Annotated in this window: 24 protein-coding genes; all 24 read left to right on the forward strand. The window is 33.6% G+C overall.

What is annotated here, in order from left to right:
• The first annotated feature begins 14 nt into the window (after positions 1-14).
• The 24 genes from BM153_RS04095 (at position 15) to rpsQ (ending at position 17,554) form a co-directional block, all read left to right on the forward strand.
• A complete protein-coding gene (locus BM153_RS04095; protein ID WP_092871043.1) occupies positions 15-617 on the forward strand; it encodes a chemotaxis protein CheC in 603 nt (200 codons plus the stop codon).
• 82 nt (positions 618-699) lie between these two features.
• Positions 700-1,215: a bifunctional adenosylcobinamide kinase/adenosylcobinamide-phosphate guanylyltransferase gene (locus tag BM153_RS04100; RefSeq protein WP_092871045.1), complete on the forward strand. Its 516-nt coding sequence runs from the start codon at positions 700-702 to the stop codon at positions 1,213-1,215.
• 41 nt (positions 1,216-1,256) lie between these two features.
• Positions 1,257-2,024 (forward strand): adenosylcobinamide-GDP ribazoletransferase, encoded by a 768-nt coding sequence (locus BM153_RS04105; protein ID WP_092871047.1) that lies wholly within the window; start codon positions 1,257-1,259, stop codon positions 2,022-2,024.
• Between the two features lie 10 nt (positions 2,025-2,034).
• Entirely contained in the window at positions 2,035-2,418 is a 384-nt protein-coding gene (locus BM153_RS04110) for a bifunctional adenosylcobinamide kinase/adenosylcobinamide-phosphate guanylyltransferase (protein WP_092871049.1), read from the forward strand.
• 25 nt (positions 2,419-2,443) lie between these two features.
• Positions 2,444-3,025, forward strand: a complete 582-nt coding sequence (locus BM153_RS04115; protein ID WP_092871051.1) for a histidine phosphatase family protein — start codon at positions 2,444-2,446, stop codon at positions 3,023-3,025.
• 40 nt (positions 3,026-3,065) lie between these two features.
• On the forward strand, positions 3,066-4,058 hold the full coding sequence (gene cbiB, locus BM153_RS04120; RefSeq protein ID WP_092871315.1) for an adenosylcobinamide-phosphate synthase CbiB: 993 nt from the start codon (positions 3,066-3,068) through the stop codon (positions 4,056-4,058).
• 217 nt (positions 4,059-4,275) lie between these two features.
• Positions 4,276-5,313 carry a pyridoxal phosphate-dependent aminotransferase gene (locus BM153_RS04125; RefSeq protein ID WP_092871053.1) on the forward strand — a complete coding sequence of 346 codons (1,038 nt, stop codon included), beginning with the start codon at positions 4,276-4,278 and terminating at the stop codon, positions 5,311-5,313.
• Between the two features lie 29 nt (positions 5,314-5,342).
• Positions 5,343-6,851 (forward strand): cobyric acid synthase, encoded by a 1,509-nt coding sequence (locus BM153_RS04130; protein WP_092871055.1) that lies wholly within the window; start codon positions 5,343-5,345, stop codon positions 6,849-6,851.
• Complete coding sequence (locus tag BM153_RS04135) at positions 6,848-7,384, forward strand: cob(I)yrinic acid a,c-diamide adenosyltransferase (protein WP_092871057.1); 537 nt, start codon at positions 6,848-6,850, stop codon at positions 7,382-7,384. The genes BM153_RS04130 and BM153_RS04135 overlap by 4 nt, the downstream gene beginning before the upstream one ends.
• A gap of 32 nt (positions 7,385-7,416) precedes the next feature.
• Positions 7,417-8,067 carry a precorrin-8X methylmutase gene (locus BM153_RS04140; RefSeq protein ID WP_092871059.1) on the forward strand — a complete coding sequence of 217 codons (651 nt, stop codon included), beginning with the start codon at positions 7,417-7,419 and terminating at the stop codon, positions 8,065-8,067.
• Between the two features lie 124 nt (positions 8,068-8,191).
• The gene (locus BM153_RS04145) at positions 8,192-9,829 is read left to right on the forward strand and encodes a histidine kinase N-terminal 7TM domain-containing protein (RefSeq protein ID WP_143088266.1); all 1,638 of its coding nucleotides are present in this window, start codon (positions 8,192-8,194) and stop codon (positions 9,827-9,829) included.
• 11 nt (positions 9,830-9,840) lie between these two features.
• Entirely contained in the window at positions 9,841-11,043 is a 1,203-nt protein-coding gene (locus tag BM153_RS04150) for a sensor histidine kinase (RefSeq protein WP_092871063.1), read from the forward strand.
• A gap of 28 nt (positions 11,044-11,071) precedes the next feature.
• Complete coding sequence (locus BM153_RS04155; protein WP_092871065.1) at positions 11,072-11,695, forward strand: response regulator transcription factor; 624 nt, start codon at positions 11,072-11,074, stop codon at positions 11,693-11,695.
• 589 nt (positions 11,696-12,284) lie between these two features.
• Positions 12,285-12,605, forward strand: coding sequence for a 30S ribosomal protein S10 (gene rpsJ / locus BM153_RS04160; protein ID WP_092871067.1), 321 nt, complete (start codon positions 12,285-12,287; stop codon positions 12,603-12,605).
• Between the two features lie 70 nt (positions 12,606-12,675).
• Positions 12,676-13,362 (forward strand): 50S ribosomal protein L3, encoded by a 687-nt coding sequence (rplC, locus tag BM153_RS04165; RefSeq protein WP_092871069.1) that lies wholly within the window; start codon positions 12,676-12,678, stop codon positions 13,360-13,362.
• Between the two features lie 31 nt (positions 13,363-13,393).
• Entirely contained in the window at positions 13,394-14,020 is a 627-nt protein-coding gene (gene rplD / locus BM153_RS04170) for a 50S ribosomal protein L4 (protein WP_092871071.1), read from the forward strand.
• A complete protein-coding gene (rplW, locus tag BM153_RS04175) occupies positions 14,020-14,319 on the forward strand; it encodes a 50S ribosomal protein L23 (protein WP_092871073.1) in 300 nt (99 codons plus the stop codon). The genes rplD and rplW overlap by 1 nt, the downstream gene beginning before the upstream one ends.
• A gap of 79 nt (positions 14,320-14,398) precedes the next feature.
• Positions 14,399-15,241, forward strand: a complete 843-nt coding sequence (rplB, locus tag BM153_RS04180; protein WP_092871075.1) for a 50S ribosomal protein L2 — start codon at positions 14,399-14,401, stop codon at positions 15,239-15,241.
• Between the two features lie 11 nt (positions 15,242-15,252).
• On the forward strand, positions 15,253-15,534 hold the full coding sequence (gene rpsS, locus BM153_RS04185) for a 30S ribosomal protein S19 (protein ID WP_092871077.1): 282 nt from the start codon (positions 15,253-15,255) through the stop codon (positions 15,532-15,534).
• A 28-nt stretch (positions 15,535-15,562) separates the two neighbouring features.
• Positions 15,563-15,952 carry a 50S ribosomal protein L22 gene (gene rplV / locus BM153_RS04190; RefSeq protein ID WP_092871079.1) on the forward strand — a complete coding sequence of 130 codons (390 nt, stop codon included), beginning with the start codon at positions 15,563-15,565 and terminating at the stop codon, positions 15,950-15,952.
• An 11-nt stretch (positions 15,953-15,963) separates the two neighbouring features.
• Complete coding sequence (gene rpsC, locus BM153_RS04195; RefSeq protein WP_092871081.1) at positions 15,964-16,620, forward strand: 30S ribosomal protein S3; 657 nt, start codon at positions 15,964-15,966, stop codon at positions 16,618-16,620.
• Positions 16,620-17,045, forward strand: a complete 426-nt coding sequence (rplP, locus tag BM153_RS04200; RefSeq protein ID WP_092871083.1) for a 50S ribosomal protein L16 — start codon at positions 16,620-16,622, stop codon at positions 17,043-17,045. The genes rpsC and rplP overlap by 1 nt, the downstream gene beginning before the upstream one ends.
• 4 nt (positions 17,046-17,049) lie before the next feature.
• Positions 17,050-17,259 (forward strand): 50S ribosomal protein L29, encoded by a 210-nt coding sequence (gene rpmC / locus BM153_RS04205; protein ID WP_092871085.1) that lies wholly within the window; start codon positions 17,050-17,052, stop codon positions 17,257-17,259.
• Between the two features lie 37 nt (positions 17,260-17,296).
• Positions 17,297-17,554: a 30S ribosomal protein S17 gene (gene rpsQ, locus BM153_RS04210; RefSeq protein ID WP_092871087.1), complete on the forward strand. Its 258-nt coding sequence runs from the start codon at positions 17,297-17,299 to the stop codon at positions 17,552-17,554.
• The last annotated feature ends 7 nt before the right edge of the window (positions 17,555-17,561 follow it).

The raw sequence follows: 17,561 nt of genomic DNA on the forward strand, positions 1-17,561 counted from the left end.
GGGAGGTAAACTATATGTTTGAAATTAGCGAAGTACATCTTGATGCATTGAAGGAAGTGGGAAATATTGGCTCAGGAAATGCAGCTACTGCACTTTCATCTATGTTAAATTGTATGGTAAATGTTACAGTACCAGATGTCAAAATTATAGATTATGAAGAGGCTATAAAACTTATCACAGTTGAAAAAGGCGAGACAGCCGGTATAGTTATAGATGTTGATGTTGATTTAAAAGGTTCTATGACTACTATTTTTCACAGGTATTTTGTTAATGAGTTACTAAAACCTTTTTTAGGAATAGAAATAGATAATCTTTCAACAATGGAACCAATGGCTGCATCCGCTCTTTGTGAGATAGGAAATATTACAACAGCAAGTTATGTAAACGCTTTGGCAAAATTAACAAGCCTTACTATCGATATTAGACCACCTCATATTATGCTTGATGAGGTACATAATATTTTAGATGCCGGTTCTGAAAAGATGACAGAGCCTGGTGATAAGGTTGTGCTTATTGATGAGCATTTTGTTATAAAAAATGTAGAATTTCAAAGTAGTATGATATTAATGCTTGAAATGGAAAGCTTTAAATTTCTTATTAAAACTCTTGGCTTATAATAATATGAAATATAAAAATGGATATAGGAGGGCGTATTCACCATATTGGTAGGATTGCCCTCTTTTATTTTGGAGGTAGAAAGTGTTAGGAGTAGTTATCGGAGGAAGCGGCAGTGGAAAATCTGAATTTGCTGAATCCCTTATAATCAATGAAAACAAAGGAAATAATTTATTTTATCTGGCAACCATGCAGCCTTTTGATGAAGAAGCATTTAAGAAAATAGAAAGACACAGAAAAATGAGGGCTAAAAAGAATTTTGATACCATTGAATGTCAGACACATCTTGAAAAGGTCAATATGCCAAAGGCTTCATCAGCCTTGCTTGAATGTATGTCAAATTTGGTTGCAAATGAGATGTTTTCACCGGAAGGTGCGGGAAAAGACTGTGTTGATGCCATTAAAGAAGGATTAAAACACTTGCTGTCCCAGACAGAAAATCTGGTGGTGGTTACAAATAATGTCTTTGAAGATGGCATAGCCTACGAAAAAGAAAGTGTTAAATATATAAAAAACATAGGACTTATAAATCAATGGCTTTGCCAAAGAGCAGATAGAGTTGTTGAGGTAGTATTTGGAATTCCCATTGATATAAAATAGAAAGAATATTAAAAAAATATTTTGCCAGGAAGGATTATAAAATGAAAAATATTTTACAAAGCATTATTGTGTCATTTGCCATGTATTCAAAAATACCCATGCCTAGGATTGAATGGACAAAGGAAAATATGAGATATGCAATGAGCTTTTTCCCATTAATAGGAGTAGTCATAGGTGTTCTTGTATATCTGGCAAATCTATTATTATTAAAAACTGATATAAATAATGTCTTAAGAACAGCAATACTTATTCTGATTCCGGTAGTAGTAAGCGGAGGAATCCATCTTGACGGACTTTTGGATACGGCAGATGGAATAAGTTCCTATCAGGACATGGAAAAAAGATTGGAAATCCTGAAAGATTCCAATTCCGGAGCTTTTGCAATAATAACCTGCGTTTGTTATTTTATACTAGATTTTGCAGTATGGTATGATATTAAATTAAAATGCATATTGCTTCTTACAGTTAGTTTTGTTCTTTCAAGAGCACTAAGCGGTTTGGCGGTTGTCACCTTTAAATGTGCAAAAAACAGCGGTCTTGTGCATACATTTTCAGATTCAGCCCAGAAAAAAAATGTGGCAATAACTATGATTATTTATATAATTGCCTGTCTGGGACTACTGATATGGTTAGATCCTTTAGTTGGAACATTAGAATTTATTATAGAATTATTATTTTATGGATATTACAGACATATGTCCTACTCAAAATTTGGAAGAATAACAGGAGATTTGGCTGGATTTTTTGTACAAATGTCAGAACTTATTATGGCATTATGGGTAGTAATTGCCGTGACAATATTCAGATAGGAGAAATAATATGTGGTTAATTACAGGTGGAGCATTTCAGGGGAAATTAAATTTTGCTTTGGAAAAAACAGGATTTTCTAAAGAAGATATTGTTGATGGAGAAAAATGCGATATTGAAAGTATTTACCAGGGAAAAATTATAAACAATTTTCATACTTTGATAAAAAGGCTTATTAAAGATGGAAAAGACCCAAAAGAAGTTACTGAAACAGTAATAAAGAATAATCCTGACGCCATTATAATTATAAATGAAGTAGGAAATGGCATAGTTCCCATTGATGCCCTGGAAAGACAGGCCAGAGAAGCCACCGGAAGATGTGGCACAATTTTAGCCCAAAATTCTAAAAAAGTTTACAGGGTGTTATGCGGAATCGGAACATGTATCAAAGGATAAAGATTGATTTAGAAGGGTAAGAAAAGTGAAAATAATACTGATAAGGCATTCAAAAACTTATGGAAACACATTAAAAAGATACATTGGAGTTACAGATGAACCCTTATGTGAAGAAGGGATCAGGCTCTTAAAAGAAAGATGCTATCCAAAGGCGGATATTTTATTTACAAGTCCCCTTAAAAGATGCATTATGACAGCCCAAATTATATATCCTGACATGGAATATGAAATAATAGATGATTTAAAAGAATGTAATTTTGGTGAATTTGAAAACAAAAATTATAAAGAACTATCCGGAAATGAAAACTATCAAAAATGGATAGACAGTAATGGCATGATGCCTTTTCCCGGTGGCGAAGCCCATGAGGATTTTACAAAAAGATGTATAAAAGGCTATGAAAAAGCTATAGCGATTGCCCAAAATAAGGGATTTGCTAATTTAGCCATAGTAGCCCATGGAGGAACTATTATGAGCATCATGGAAAAACTATTATCTTCAGAAGATTTTTATAAATATCATCCGGAAAATGCAGAGGGTTTTTCCTATGAAATTGATGAAAAGGGAAAAATTATTTCAGAAATAAGCCCTGTAGGGGTAAAAGGATAAAAAGAGATTAGAAAGAGGACAGGTTGAAAGAATGTTTAAAATGTACTATTTTTTAGGTTTGCTGGCATTGGCAGCAGGCTATGGACTGGATATGGTCATTGGTGATCCCAGATTTTTATGGCATCCTATCAGAGCAATCGGATGGCTTATTACAATTACTGAAAAATTTTTGCGTAAATTGTTTCCAAAGACTGACAAAGGAGAATTTATAGCCGGGATTTTTCTTGTAATAATCGTAACAATATTATCAACGGTATTTCCATTGGCTCTTATTTTTATAGCCTATAAAATAAGCATCTGGCTGGGATTTATTCTGGAAACCATAATGTGTTATCAGATACTTGCAACAAAAGCCTTAAAAGATGAAAGCATGAAAGTTTACGAAGCTTTAAATAAAGAAGGTCTTGATGCCGGAAGAAAAGCAGTTTCCATGATAGTTGGAAGAGATACCGAAAATCTTTCCAAAGAAGGAGTAATTAAGGCTACTGTTGAAACAATTGCAGAAAATACAGCAGATGGTATAATAGCACCTATGCTTTATCTTGCTATTGCAGGGCCTGCCTGTGGATTTTTCTACAAATCCGTAAACACAATGGATTCCATGGTAGGCTATAAAAATGACAAATACATGTATTTTGGAAGAGTTGCAGCCAAATTAGATGATGTATTAAACTTTTTCCCGGCAAGAATTGCAGGCTGGCTTATGATTTTTTCTTCCAGACTTTTAGGACTTAATTATAAAAATGCAAAAAAAATCTTTTTAAGAGACAGGTTTAATCACGCAAGTCCTAATTCTGCACAGACAGAATCAGTTATGGCAGGAGCTTTGGGAGTGGAGCTTGCAGGAGATGCAGTATATTTTGGAAAAGTTGTAAAGAAAAAAACTATCGGAGACAAACTTAGACCTATAGTATTAAGCGATATAAAAAGGGCAAATGCACTTTTATATATGTCATCAGCAGTAAGTCTATTGGTATTTATGTCAATTAAATGTCTTATTGGAGGGTTTGTATTTCATATAATCCCTTTCTAGGTAGAGTGTGAACGCAGTGTAAGCAATCCCCCGCTTCAAAAGCGTAAGCTTTATGCGGGGGTATAAGCTTACTAGTGTCAGAAGGGGGGAAGCCCCTTCTGACAGGTGGCACAAAGTGCCACTGCGTTCATGAGGAAGTAGCGAAGCGGATTCCGAATGTCCGCTTTACCAAATAAAAGGAATGTAACCAGAACAGTTTTTAAAAGGAGATATAAAGATGCATGTACATGGTGGAGATGTTTATAATAAAAGCGGAGTAATAGATTTTTCTGCAAATATCAATTTGGCAGGTATTCCTAAAGGAATCAGTGATGCCGCTAAAGCCGGTGTTGATTTTTCAATACATTATCCTGACGTAAAATGTCGTAAATTAAAAGAAGCCATATCAGATTATATAAAAATACCAACGGATTATATCAGATGTGGTAATGGAGCTGCTGATATTATTTTTTCAATGGTTTTTGCAAAAAAGCCTAAAAAAGCTCTGATGCCGGCACCTTCTTTTTATGAATATGAGCAGGCTTTAAGAGCTGTAGATTGTGAAATTGAATATTATATTTTAAAAGAAGAAAATGAGTTTTCTTTTGATGATGGTTTTATAGATGCTTTAGATGATACTTTTGACATTGTTTTCATCTGCAACCCAAACAATCCTACCGGAAGGCTTTCTTCACCGGAATATTTAAGAAAACTTTTGAAAAAGTGCAGTGAAAATAATGTTTTAATGGTTTTAGACGAATGTTTTAATGATTTAATAGAAGAACCGGAAAAATATACCATAGAGAAAGATATTTTAGATAATAAAAATCTTCTTGTGTTAAAGGCCTTTACAAAAATATTTGCAATCCCTGGATTAAGACTGGGCTTTGGTCTTACATCAAACAAAGAGCTTTTAGAAAAAATGGCAGAAGTATCACAGCCTTGGAGTGTTTCGGTTCCGGCTCAAATGGCAGGTGTGGCAGCCTTAAAAGAAACAGAATATGTAAAAAAATCAAAAGCACTGATAAAAGAAGAAAAAGAATTTTTATTATCTGAATTTGATAGATTGGGAATAAAAGTATTCGGTCATGGAGCAAATTATATATTTTTCAAATCAATAGATAATTTATCAGAAATGACTAAAGAAAGAGACATTCTTATAAGAGATTGTTCAAATTATGTAGGATTAAAAAACGGATATTATAGAATTGCAGTAAGAGGACATGAGGATAATGTGAAGCTTATTTCATTATTTGAAGAACTTTTATCAAAATAAAAAATTATTGCAAAAGAGGTGTTAAAGCTATGGCAAAAGCAATTATGGTACAGGGAACTATGTCAAATGTGGGTAAAAGTCTTGTAACGGCAGGACTTTGCAGGATTTTTAAGCAGGATGGCTATAAAGTAGCTCCCTTTAAATCACAAAATATGGCATTAAATTCATATATTACAAAAGATGGTCTTGAAATGGGAAGAGCCCAGGTAATGCAAGCTGAAGCTGCAAAGATAGAGCCTAGTGTACTTATGAATCCCATTCTTTTAAAACCAACAAATGACACAGGTTCTCAGGTAATTGTAAACGGTGAGGTACGCTGTGTTATGGGGGCAAAAGATTATTATAAATATAAACATGAACTCAGACCGGAAGTTGAAAAAGCCTTTGAAAAATTATCAGAAGAAAATGATATAATTGTCATTGAAGGTGCAGGAAGTCCTGCTGAGATAAACCTTATGGAAGATGACTTTGTAAATATGGGTATGGCAAAAATTGCAAAGGCACCTGTTTTACTTGTAGGGGATATAGACAGAGGTGGAGTTTTTGCCCAGCTTTACGGAACAAAAGAACTTTTACCGGAAGATGAGCAAAAGATGATAAAGGGAATGATTGTAAACAAGTTTCGTGGAGATGTTTCCATCCTTAAACCGGGACTAGTGGATCTTGAAAAAAAATGCAATGTGCCGGTTGTAGGTGTAGCTCCATATCTTTATATTGATGTGGAAGATGAAGATTCTCTGACAGAGCGTTTTGACGGAAATAAAGAAGCTGCCCTTATTGATATTGCTGTAATAAGAATCCCAAGAATTTCTAATTTTACTGACTTTAATATATTTGAAGGAATAGAAGGAGTTTCTCTTCGTTATGTAAAAAATGTTAAAGAACTTAAAAATCCTGACATGGTTATTATTCCTGGAACCAAAAATACCATGAAAGATTTAAAATGGATGAGGGAAAATGGTCTTGAAGCTGCTATTTTACACCTTGCCCACAAGGGTACAGTCATATTTGGTGTATGTGGCGGATATCAAATGTTAGGTGAAAGCATAAGTGATCCTGATGGAGTAGAAGAGGGCGGCTTTATAAAGGGAATGGGCCTTATTCCAATGGATACGGAATTTAAAGGTGAAAAAACCAGAACAAGAGTAAACGGACACTTTATGGAAGTAAGTGGTGTATTGTCAGGACTTAGTAATGTTGAAGTAGAAGGATACGAAATCCATATGGGTATTTCTACTTTAAAAGACCAGGCAAAGACCATGACAAACATAAAAGACAGTGTTAGTAATGAAGAAAAGCAAGATGGAGCATACCATAAAAATGTTTATGGAACCTATATCCATGGTGTATTTGATAAAGAAGATGTGGCTAATGCGGTAGTTAAGTCATTGGCAGACGAAAAAGGCGTGGAAATTACAAATCTTGCAACCATGGACTTTAAAGAATATAAAGAAAAACAATACGATATCCTGGCAGAAGAACTTAGAAAGAATCTTGACATGGATAAAATATATAAAATACTGGAGGCAGGAATATGAGTGAAGAAAAAAAAGGATTAATACACATTTATACCGGAGATGGAAAAGGAAAAACTACAGCCTGTGTAGGGCTTACAGTCAGATGCGCAGGTAGTGGAAGAAAGGTGGTTTTTTCCCAGTTTTTAAAGGATAACAAATCCAGTGAGTTAAATATTTTAAGAAATATAGATAACATTTACATAGTTACCTGTGATAAAAGTTTTGGATTTATCTTTAACATGTCCGAAGAAAAAAAGGCTGAAGCAAAAAAAGCTTATTCCCAACATCTTTTAAATGTAATAAACAAGGTAAAAGAAGTTGATGCCGATATGGTAGTATTTGACGAAATGATTGCAAGTTACAATTACGAAATGATTGACAGAGAAGTATTACTTGATTTTCTAAAAAACAAACCAGAAAAATTAGAAGTGGTAATGTCAGGAAGAGAACCTGCAGAAGAACTTGTTAATCTGGCAAATTATGTATCGGAAATTAAAAAAGTAAAGCATCCTTTTGACGAAGGAATTCCATCAAGACCGGGAATCGAAAAATAAATAAACAGTTTTTATTTGGAAATGGAGGCAAAATGAAGATAGAACTTGAAAATGTACGTCCTATGGATATAGAAAAAAGAAGTTTTGAAATAATAACCCAGGAATTAAAAGAAAGCGGAAAAGAAATAGATGAAAAACTTGCACCGATTATCAAGAGAGTTATTCATACCACTGCTGACTTTGAATTTGCAGATTTATTGGCATTTTCTGATGATGTTGTAGAAAAAACAATGGAAGCCATTAAAAATGGAGCCATAATTGTTACAGACACAAAAATGGCAATGGCAGGTATAAACAAGAAAGTAATTCATAAATATGGTGGAGATGTTTATTGTTTCATTTCAGATGATGATGTGGCAAAAGAAGCAAAAGAAAGAGGAGTTACAAGAGCATCAGTAAGTATGGAAAAAGCTGCAAAAATGGGAAAAGATGTTATCTTTGCCATTGGAAATGCTCCTACAGCTTTAGTAAGACTTTATGAAATGATAAACGAAGGAAAGGTAGATCCAAAGCTTATCATAGGTGTTCCGGTAGGTTTCGTAAATGTAGTACAATCCAAAGAATTAATAATGGATACTAATGTTCCATATATTATAGCTAAAGGAAGAAAAGGTGGCAGCACCATAGCTGCATGCATCTGTAATGCAATTCTTTATATGATGGACGAAACAAGAGGTATGTAAAAATAAAACGCTTTTACCTTAAGGGGTAGAGGCGTTTTTTATTGAAAAAAATTACTGTAGAATGAAATTTAAAAAATTGCTATAATTAAAATATATATTTAAAAAATGATAAAGAGGTAGAGCTTTGTTAAGTCATATCAGGGAGTTTTGGAGTAAATATTATAGAATATTTTTTATGATGATAGGTCTGATAGTATTTAAATTATTAAACAGAGACACGGGAATAGCATCATTAGATATAATTCTTGAAACTTTGTCACTGATAGTTTTACTGTTTATTTTTATAGGCTGGGGAGTATCCATTCAAAAAAGAATCCTTCAAAAATCAATAAAACGATACATATATTTCACAATAGTACTGGTATTATTCTGGCTTTTTGTCAGAATTGTAAAATATAATTTTGTGGAAGCTGAGAGTATAAAAAGATATCTTTGGTATTTATATTATGTCCCTATAACAATGATACCATTAATGGGCTTTTTCATGTCTTTTTATGTTGGCGAGGGTGAAAACTACAATATGCCTAAAATCACAAAGGCACTTTACATACCTGCAGTAATATTAATAGTATGCGTTTTTACAAATGACCTGCATCAAAAAGCCTTTTATTTCTATGATGGCATTGAAAAATACGAAGCAAACTACAGTCATAAAACAGTATATGTCCTGGCAATGGTGTGGGTTTTGCTGATGGTATTATTAACATTTATACATTTATATTTGAAATGTTTAAATCCCAAAGGCATAAAAAACATATTAATGCCTACAAGCTTTATACTAACGGGCTGTATATATAGCGTTTTATATATTTTTTTCCAAAGTTTCATTAGCACATATATAATGGATCTTACCCTGTTTATGTGTTTTATGACAGTAGGAATGTGGGAAAGTTGCGTAGCATCAGGCTTTATAATAACAAATAATTACTATGAAAGTATATTTTCCAATTCAGATATAAGCGTAATAGTTGTAGATGATGATTTAAATAAAGTATATTCTTCTCAGAATTTCAAAGATATATCAAAAGGATGTTTGAAAAGTGCTAAGGTATCAACATTATTAATCAGTGAATATGAAAGAATAAAATCAAAAAAAATTCATGGTGGTTATGTAATGTGGATGGAAAATATCAGCGAATTAGTAGAAATACTTGACGAGATAAGAGACATTGGAAATCAGTTAAAAGAAGTAAATGAAATCGAGGCCTCAAAGCAGAAATTAAAAAAGAAATCATTACAAATAGAAGAAAGAACCAGGCTATATGACAAAATAAATGACAAAATAAGTAATCATTTAACTAATTTGAAATATTTACTTGATAAAATATCAAACGAAAAGCTTACATTAGAAGAATCAAAAAAAATGTTGGCGAAAATCTGCATAAAAAGTGTATTTATAAAAAGACTCAGCAATTTTATGCTTATTACGGAAAACGAAAAAGAGATTTCCGTAAAAGAACTTGAATATTCCATAAAAGAATCCTTTGATTATATGTCATTATATAACATAAGCACGGGAATTATATCGTCAAATGATGAAATAACAGATTCAAATAAAATAATCAGAATATATGAATTTTTTGAAAAAATAACCTATGAAAATTTAGAAAAACTATTGGCTGTAAGGGCAATCTTAAATAAAGAAGATTTTGATTTAAAACTAATCATAGAAAGTTTGGACGAATTTCAAGAAATATATCAAGATAATTTAATTATAAATTATTTCAAAGATGGAAAAGTAACGACGATTACAATAAGCTAAAGGAAAGAAAAATGGAAAATTACCTGTTATGTTTTTTGATTATATTAATAGCCTTCAATGTTTTTTCCTTCATTATTTCAATGCAATGGACAAAAAGCAAAAATTTGATATCCTTACAGGGCATATTGCTGCTTTTAAAAATAATAGTATTTATTCTTATCAGAATAAACTTGAAGGAAGAGATAATAATAGTAAATGACAATATGACAATATTGATAACTGATCTTTTGCTTATAGATTGTTTGATAATGATTATCTCATTTATCTATATCCGAAAAAAGCGTTTCAAAGATATTGGACCTATTTCCATAAAAGAAAGTCTGGATAAATTACCTATGGCTCTTTGTTATAGCAAATTAAACGGATTTCCGGTACTTACAAATGATACAATGAATCGAATATGCTATGAATTAACAGGAAAAACAATGTTAAATGCAGAAAGATTCTACGAAAAATTAGTGGAAAACTCAAATTATATAAATGGAATGTGGGAATTAATCCTTGATGAAGAAAATGTATACACCTTCAACAAAAAAACAATTAAATTAAAAGGGGATTATTTTATTCAAATAGTAGGAATACCCGTTACCGATTTATATGAAATGAAATTAAAGCTGTCGCAAGAAAATGAACGACTAAAAAAAATAAATGAAGAACTTATTGAATATAGTCATAATGTAAACGAAGTAACAAAAAAAGAAGAAATACTAAATACAAAAATATTAATTCATGATTCCATGGGAAGAATACTATTAGCAAGTAAAAAATGGATTCTTGACAATGATTATTTAAAATATGAACAGATAATTTCAAAATGGAAAGAAGTTGTAACTTTTTTAAATTCCAAAGGTGACAATCCCGATGAAAATCTACTTTTGTTTGATCAGTTAAATAAGGCTGCAAAAAGCATTGGTATGGAAATAAAATTAATTGGAAATGTTCCGGAAGATGAAAGAATAATGGAAATATTTATAGCAGCAGCCAGAACCCATGTAATAAATGCAGCAAGTCATGCAAATGCAGATGAAGTAAACATTTATATAGAAGAAAAAAAAGGACATTATAAATTTATATTCAAAAATAATGGAATAAAGCCTGAAAAAGAAATAGGCGAAGGTGGTGGTCTTTCTTCCCTGAGAAAAAAAATCACACAAGACGGTGGAGAAATGAGAATTATATTCCGTCCGGAGTTTGTATTAGAAATAAAGATTTGAGAACAAGTTAAGAAATTGGAGAACAAATATGGTTAATGTAATGATAGTTGAAGATCAGGCAATGCCAAGGGAACTTTTTGAATTATACATAAAAAACAGCGATAATTATAAGCTTTTATATTCAATAGAAAACGCCGCCATGGCAGAAATATATTGTTTAAAAAATGCAATAGATCTTGTATTAATGGATGTTTGCACTTCAAACGGTACCAGCGGAATAGAAGCCGCAATAAGAATCAAAGAAAAGTTTCCCAAAATAAAAATTATTATAGTTACTTCAATGCCTGAGGTATCCTTTGTTGAAAAGGCAAAAAAAGCCGGTTGTGAAAGTTTTTGGTACAAAGATTTGGGACAAATGAAGCTGTTAGAAATAATGGACCAGACCATGGCCGGAAAATCCATATATCCCGACAGTACCCCGGTTGTTGAAATAGGTGCCTGTAAAAGTGCAGACTTTAACGAAATAGAAATAGAAATCCTTCGTTCACTTATAAATGGCAAGACACAAAATGAAATAGCTGCAGAAAGGGGAATCAGCAGAAGTGGAGTAAAATACCATATTTCCAATATGCTAAACAAAACCGGATATGATTCCTATGTACAACTGACCATAGATGTTGTGGACAAACACCTGATAATACCAGGTTTTTAAAAAAATACAGTGAATTTTAAAAATTTTATAAAAAAAATTGAACAGACTAGCCAAATGGACATGAAATAAAAAAAAAAATATTATATAATAAACCTGTTCAAACCAAATCTTTATTTGCAGTCTGGCTGATCAATTCCCGGTGAGGTCAGACTGTAAACCCTGAAAAATCATTACGGCATTCCAAAGATAATCCAGATATAAAAAAAGAGAATGATTTAATAAAAGTTGTACAGTGGATTTTATAACTTTTTATGGTAGTCAAAAATGTTTTATATGTGTTAAAAACATATGGGAAGATTTAAAAGAGAATAAATTTAAAAATAATACTTGACTAATTTATGATAGATAGTTATAATATAACTTGCTGTGGCATGATAGCTATGAAGCGTGAGGTTGCTGCATACATTGCAGGTTTTTCCGTGGAGCGAATGTCATGTTAGGAAACTGGCGACAAGTCACTGTACAATATGTATCTTAGAGGAAACAGACCGTTTGTTTTTTGCGAATTAAATGCAGGACACACACGGTAGAGTGTACAGTCACCGCTTGTCGTACTATTAGAAAGTGCGAAAAGGAGGCGACTTTTTTTATGGCAACAAGTCAGGTTATGCGAATTATCTTAAAAGCATATGATCATCAGCTTATTGATGCTTCTGCCAAAAAAATTATCGAAACAGTTAAGAAAAATGGATCACAGGTAAGTGGACCAGTACCACTTCCTACAAAAAAGGAAGTTGTAACAATTCTTCGTGCAGTTCACAAGTACAAAGATTCTCGTGAACAGTTCGAGCAGAGAACTCATAAGAGATTGATTGATATCATTGCTCCTACACAGAAGACAGTTGAAGCATTATCAAGATTAGAAATGCCAGCTGGTGTAAACATCGATATCAAAATGAAACAAAAATAATTGCAGTCCTAGTTACTAGGATGATTGCCAATGTGCAATCCGCTGTAGATTACCAGGAGGAAAATTAAGAATGAAAAAGGCTATTTTAGCAACAAAAGTCGGAATGACTCAGATTTTTAATGAAGAAACAAATGAACTTATCCCGGTTACAGTACTTCAAGCAGGTCCTGTATATGTTACTCAGGTAAAGACACTTGAGAATGACGGATATGAAGCAGTTCAGGTTGGTTTTGTTGACAAGAAAGAAAAAGTTGTTAACAAAGATGCAAGTGGAAAGAAAGAAATCAGAAACAGACACGGTGCTACAAAATCTGAAAAAGGACATTTTGCAAAAGCAGGAGTTGCCTGCAAGAGATATGTAAAAGAATTTACATTTGAGAATGCAGCTGATTACAAACTCGGTGATGAAATTAAAGCAGACATCTTTGCGGCTGGAGATAAAATCGATGTAACTGCTATTTCAAAAGGAAAAGGATTCCAGGGAGCTATTAAGAGACTTGGTCAGTCAAGAGGACCTATGGCTCATGGTTCTAAGTTCCATCGTCATCAGGGTTCAAATGGTTCTTGTTCTACACCATCTAAGGTATTCAAAGGAAAAGGAATGCCAGGTCGTATGGGTGGAAAGAAAGTTACTGTTCAGAACTTAGAAGTTGTAAGAGTTGATATAGATGACAATTTAATCTTAGTAAAGGGTGCAGTACCTGGAGCAAAAAAAGCTTTAATTACAGTTAAAGAAGCAGTAAAGGTTATTAAATAGGCACATTTATTAGGAAAGGAGGAACTAACAGATGGCAAAAGTATCTGTTTATAATATGGAAGGAAAAGAAGTCGATACAATTGAATTAAATGATTCAATTTTCGGCGTAGAAATAAAAGAGCATTTAGTCCATATGGCAGTTGTTCATCAGCTCGCAAACAAACGTCAGGGTACACAGAAAGCTAAAACCCGTTCAGAAGTTAGCGGCGGTGGAAGAAAGCCATGGAGACAGAAAGGAACCGGTCATGCAAGACAGGGATCTATCAGAGCTCCACAGTGGAAAGGCGGCGGAGTTGTATTTGCTCCGGTACCAAGAGATTATTCATTCAAGATGAATAGAAAAGAAAAGAGAATTGCTCTCTTCTCTGCTCTTACATCAAGAGTTGAAGCTAATAAATTTATCGTTGTTGATGAATTAAACTTAGCGGATGTTAAAACAAAGAATTTTGCTAAAGTTTTAGGAAATCTTAATGTAGAAGGTGAAAAAGCATTAGTTTTATATGATGGAGAAAACAAAAACCTTGTTCTTTCCTCAAGAAATCTTCCAAAAGTTAAAGCTGCTAAAACAGAGGCAATTAACACATATGACATTCTTAAATACAACACAGTTGTAATTACAAAGGATGCTGTTAAGAAAATTGAGGAGGTATATGCATAATGGCTACATTAGGATACTATGACGTAATTCTTAAACCAGTTGTAACTGAAAAAAGCATGAACCTTATGGCAGATAAAAAATACACATTTCTTGTACATCCGGAAGCAAACAAGATTCAGATTAAAGAAGCTGTAGAAAAAATGTTTCCTGGAACAAAGGTTAAGTCAGTTCATACAATGAACAAAGACGGAAAGACCAAAAGAAGAGGAATGGTTTACGGAAAAACAGCAAAAACCAAAAAAGCTATTGTTCAGCTTACAGCAGAAAGTGCTGATATTGAAATTTTCCAGGGCTTATAATATAGCCTAAGCACATAGGTGCTTTTATATACACAATAAAAGTGTGAGAATAAATTGATGTTTTGAAAGGAGAAACAAAATGGGAATTAAGAAATATAACCCATATACACCTTCCAGAAGACATATGACAGGTTCTGATTTTGCAGAGATTACAAAGAAAACTCCAGAGAAATCATTACTTGTTTCATTAAAGAAAAATTCTGGTCGTAACAATCAGGGTAAAATCACAGTTAGACATCGTGGTGGTGGATCAAGAAGAAAATACAGAATCATCGATTTCAGACGTAGAAAAGATGATATGAAAGCTAAAGTAATCGGAATCGAGTACGATCCGAACAGAAGTGCAAATATCGCTCTTATCTGCTACGAAGATGGTGTTAAATCATATATTATTGCACCGGCAGGACTTACAGATGGTGCAGTTATCATGAATGGTCCTAATGCAGAAGTAAAAGTAGGAAATTGTCTTCCACTTGAAAACATTCCAGTTGGTACATTAGTTCACAATGTTGAACTTGTTCCTGGAAATGGTGCACAGCTTGTACGTTCTGCAGGAAACAGCGCACAGCTTATGGCTAAAGAAGGAAAATATGCTACTTTAAGACTTCCTTCAGGAGAAATGAGAATGGTTCCTATCGGATGCCGTGCAACAATCGGTGTTGTTGGAAATGGTGACCATAACCTTATTAACATTGGTAAAGCTGGACGTAAGCGTCACATGGGTATCAGACCTACAGTTCGTGGATCAGTTATGAACCCTAACGATCATCCACATGGTGGTGGAGAAGGTAAGACTGGAATCGGCCGTCCGGGTCCATGTACACCTTGGGGTAAACCAGCACTTGGTTATAAGACACGTAAGAAACATAAGAGATCTGATAAGCTCATCGTTAGAAGAAGAGACGGAAGGGCAATGAAATAAGGAGGTAAACTATGGGACGTTCACTTAAGAAAGGACCATTTGCAGATGAAAGTCTGTTAAAGAAAGTTGATGCTATGGTTGCTTCAGGCGAAAAAAGCGTAATCAAAACTTGGTCACGCCGTTCTACCATCTTTCCACAGATGGTTGGATTTACTATAGCAGTTCATGATGGAAGAAGACATGTTCCTGTATATGTTACAGAGGATATGGTTGGTCATAAACTTGGAGAATTTGTTGCAACTAGAACATATAGAGGTCATAAAAAGGACGAGAAAAAGTCCAGATCCAAATAATAAGATTGCTTGAAAGGAGGTTTTACTTATGTCAAGAGGACATAGAAGCCAGATTAAACGTGAAAGAAACGAAAAAAATAGAGAAACTAGACCTTTTGCTAAGCTTTCTTATGCGAGGATCTCAGTTCAGAAAGCTTGTTTCGTATTAGACGCAATCAGAGGAAAAGATGTTAATCAAGCTCTTGCTATTCTTTCCTATAGCCCAAGATATGCATCAAGCGTTATAGAAAAATTATTAAAATCCGCTATTGCTAATGCAGAAAACAATAATGGTTTAAGTGCAGAAAATCTTTACATCGAAGAATGTTATGCTACTCAGGGACCTATCATGAAGAGAATTCAGCCTAGAGCTCAGGGTAGAGCATACAGAATCGAGAAAAGAATGTGCCACATTAATATTGTTTTAAATGAGAGATAAGGAGGAGAATAATGGGACAGAAGGTTAATCCTAATGGCTTAAGAGTCGGAATCATCAAAGATTGGGATTCCAAATGGTATGCCGAGGCTGATTTTGCTGATAAGCTTTACGAAGATTACAAAATCAGAGAATTTCTCAAAAAGAAACTTTACAGTGCAGGAGTTTCAAAAATTGAAATAGAAAGAGCTTCAGAAAGAGTTAAAATTACTATTTACACAGCTAAACCAGGTGTTGTAATTGGTAAAGGCGGTTCTGAAATCGAAAAAGTTAAAAAAGAACTTCAGCATTTTACAGATAAAAGATTAATTGTTGATATTAAGGAAGTTAAAAGACCTGATAAGGATGCACAGCTTGTTGCTGAGAACATTGCTTTACAGCTTGAAAACCGTGTGTCATTCAGAAGAGCTATGAAATCCTGTATGTCAAGAACTATGAAGTCAGGAGCTTTAGGAATTAAAACAGCTTGTTCAGGACGTCTTGGTGGCGCAGATATGGCTAGAACAGAATTCTATAGCGACGGAACAATTCCACTTCAGACACTTAGAGCAAATATCGATTATGGATTCGCTGAAGCTGATACTACTTATGGTAAGATCGGTGTTAAGGTTTGGATCTATAAAGGTGAAGTACTTCCTACTAAGGAAAACAAGGAAGGGAGCGATAAATAATGTTAATGCCAAAGAGAGTTAAACACCGTAAACAATTCCGTGGTTCCATGGCTGGAAAAATCACAAGAGGAAACAAGATTACTGACGGAGAATACGGTATTATAGCTACAGAACCATGCTGGATCAGATCTAATCAAATCGAAGCAGCCCGTATTGCTATGACAAGACATACAAAACGTGGTGGTAAAGTATGGATTAAGATTTTCCCTGATAAACCTGTTACAGCTAAACCTGCTGAAACTCGTATGGGTTCTGGTAAAGGAACTTTAGAATATTGGGTAGCAGTTGTTAAACCTGGCCGTGTACTTTTTGAAATTTCAGGAGTATCTGAGGAAGTAGCCAGGGAAGCATTAAGATTAGCTACACATAAGCTTCCATGTAAATGCAAAATTGTTTCTCGTGCAGATTTAGAAGGCGGTGAATAATCTAATGAAGACTAAGACATATTTAGAAGACTTAAGAAGTAGCTCAGAATCTGAGTTAAATGAAAAATTAGTTGCTGCTAAAAAGGAACTTTTCAACTTAAGATTCCAAAACGCAACTAATCAGTTAGAAAATACAAGCAGAATTAAAGAAGTAAGAAGAAATATTGCAAGAATTCAGACGGTTATTACTGAAAAAGCAAATTCTGCAGAATAATATAGAGTAATCAAATTTGCGAAAGGAGGATTACTTCGTGGAAAAAAGAAATCTTAGAAAAACACGTACTGGAAGAGTTGTTAGTAACAAAATGGAGAAGACTGTAGTTGTTGCAGTAGAAGACAACGTAATGCATCCATTATATAAGAAAATTGTTAAAAGAACTTATAAATTAAAAGCTCATGACGAGAAAAATGAGTGTAATATAGGTGATACAGTAAGAGTTATGGAAACAAGACCTTTATCAAAAGATAAAAGATGGAGACTTGTAGAAATAATCGAGAAAGCAAAATAATAAAGGA

Origin of the sequence: Acetitomaculum ruminis DSM 5522 (assembly GCF_900112085.1) — a bacterium.
GTDB classification, from domain to species: Bacteria; Bacillota; Clostridia; order Lachnospirales; family Lachnospiraceae; genus Acetitomaculum; species Acetitomaculum ruminis.

What these genes read in the sequence shown, in the direction of transcription:
- BM153_RS04095 (WP_092871043.1), top strand. Translation starts at nt 15, where the DNA reads ATGTTTGAAATTAGCGAAGTACATCTTGATGCATTGAAGGAAGTGGGA.
- BM153_RS04105 (WP_092871047.1), top strand. Translation starts at nt 1,257, where the DNA reads ATGAAAAATATTTTACAAAGCATTATTGTGTCATTTGCCATGTATTCA.
- BM153_RS04110 (WP_092871049.1), top strand. Translation starts at nt 2,035, where the DNA reads ATGTGGTTAATTACAGGTGGAGCATTTCAGGGGAAATTAAATTTTGCT.
- cbiB (WP_092871315.1), top strand. Translation starts at nt 3,066, where the DNA reads ATGTACTATTTTTTAGGTTTGCTGGCATTGGCAGCAGGCTATGGACTG.
- BM153_RS04125 (WP_092871053.1), top strand. Translation starts at nt 4,276, where the DNA reads ATGCATGTACATGGTGGAGATGTTTATAATAAAAGCGGAGTAATAGAT.
- BM153_RS04130 (WP_092871055.1), top strand. Translation starts at nt 5,343, where the DNA reads ATGGCAAAAGCAATTATGGTACAGGGAACTATGTCAAATGTGGGTAAA.
- BM153_RS04135 (WP_092871057.1), top strand. Translation starts at nt 6,848, where the DNA reads ATGAGTGAAGAAAAAAAAGGATTAATACACATTTATACCGGAGATGGA.
- BM153_RS04140 (WP_092871059.1), top strand. Translation starts at nt 7,417, where the DNA reads ATGAAGATAGAACTTGAAAATGTACGTCCTATGGATATAGAAAAAAGA.
- BM153_RS04150 (WP_092871063.1), top strand. Translation starts at nt 9,841, where the DNA reads ATGGAAAATTACCTGTTATGTTTTTTGATTATATTAATAGCCTTCAAT.
- BM153_RS04155 (WP_092871065.1), top strand. Translation starts at nt 11,072, where the DNA reads ATGGTTAATGTAATGATAGTTGAAGATCAGGCAATGCCAAGGGAACTT.
- rpsJ (WP_092871067.1), top strand. Translation starts at nt 12,285, where the DNA reads ATGGCAACAAGTCAGGTTATGCGAATTATCTTAAAAGCATATGATCAT.
- rplC (WP_092871069.1), top strand. Translation starts at nt 12,676, where the DNA reads ATGAAAAAGGCTATTTTAGCAACAAAAGTCGGAATGACTCAGATTTTT.
- rplD (WP_092871071.1), top strand. Translation starts at nt 13,394, where the DNA reads ATGGCAAAAGTATCTGTTTATAATATGGAAGGAAAAGAAGTCGATACA.
- rplW (WP_092871073.1), top strand. Translation starts at nt 14,020, where the DNA reads ATGGCTACATTAGGATACTATGACGTAATTCTTAAACCAGTTGTAACT.
- rplB (WP_092871075.1), top strand. Translation starts at nt 14,399, where the DNA reads ATGGGAATTAAGAAATATAACCCATATACACCTTCCAGAAGACATATG.
- rpsS (WP_092871077.1), top strand. Translation starts at nt 15,253, where the DNA reads ATGGGACGTTCACTTAAGAAAGGACCATTTGCAGATGAAAGTCTGTTA.
- rplV (WP_092871079.1), top strand. Translation starts at nt 15,563, where the DNA reads ATGTCAAGAGGACATAGAAGCCAGATTAAACGTGAAAGAAACGAAAAA.
- rpsC (WP_092871081.1), top strand. Translation starts at nt 15,964, where the DNA reads ATGGGACAGAAGGTTAATCCTAATGGCTTAAGAGTCGGAATCATCAAA.
- rplP (WP_092871083.1), top strand. Translation starts at nt 16,620, where the DNA reads ATGTTAATGCCAAAGAGAGTTAAACACCGTAAACAATTCCGTGGTTCC.
- rpmC (WP_092871085.1), top strand. Translation starts at nt 17,050, where the DNA reads ATGAAGACTAAGACATATTTAGAAGACTTAAGAAGTAGCTCAGAATCT.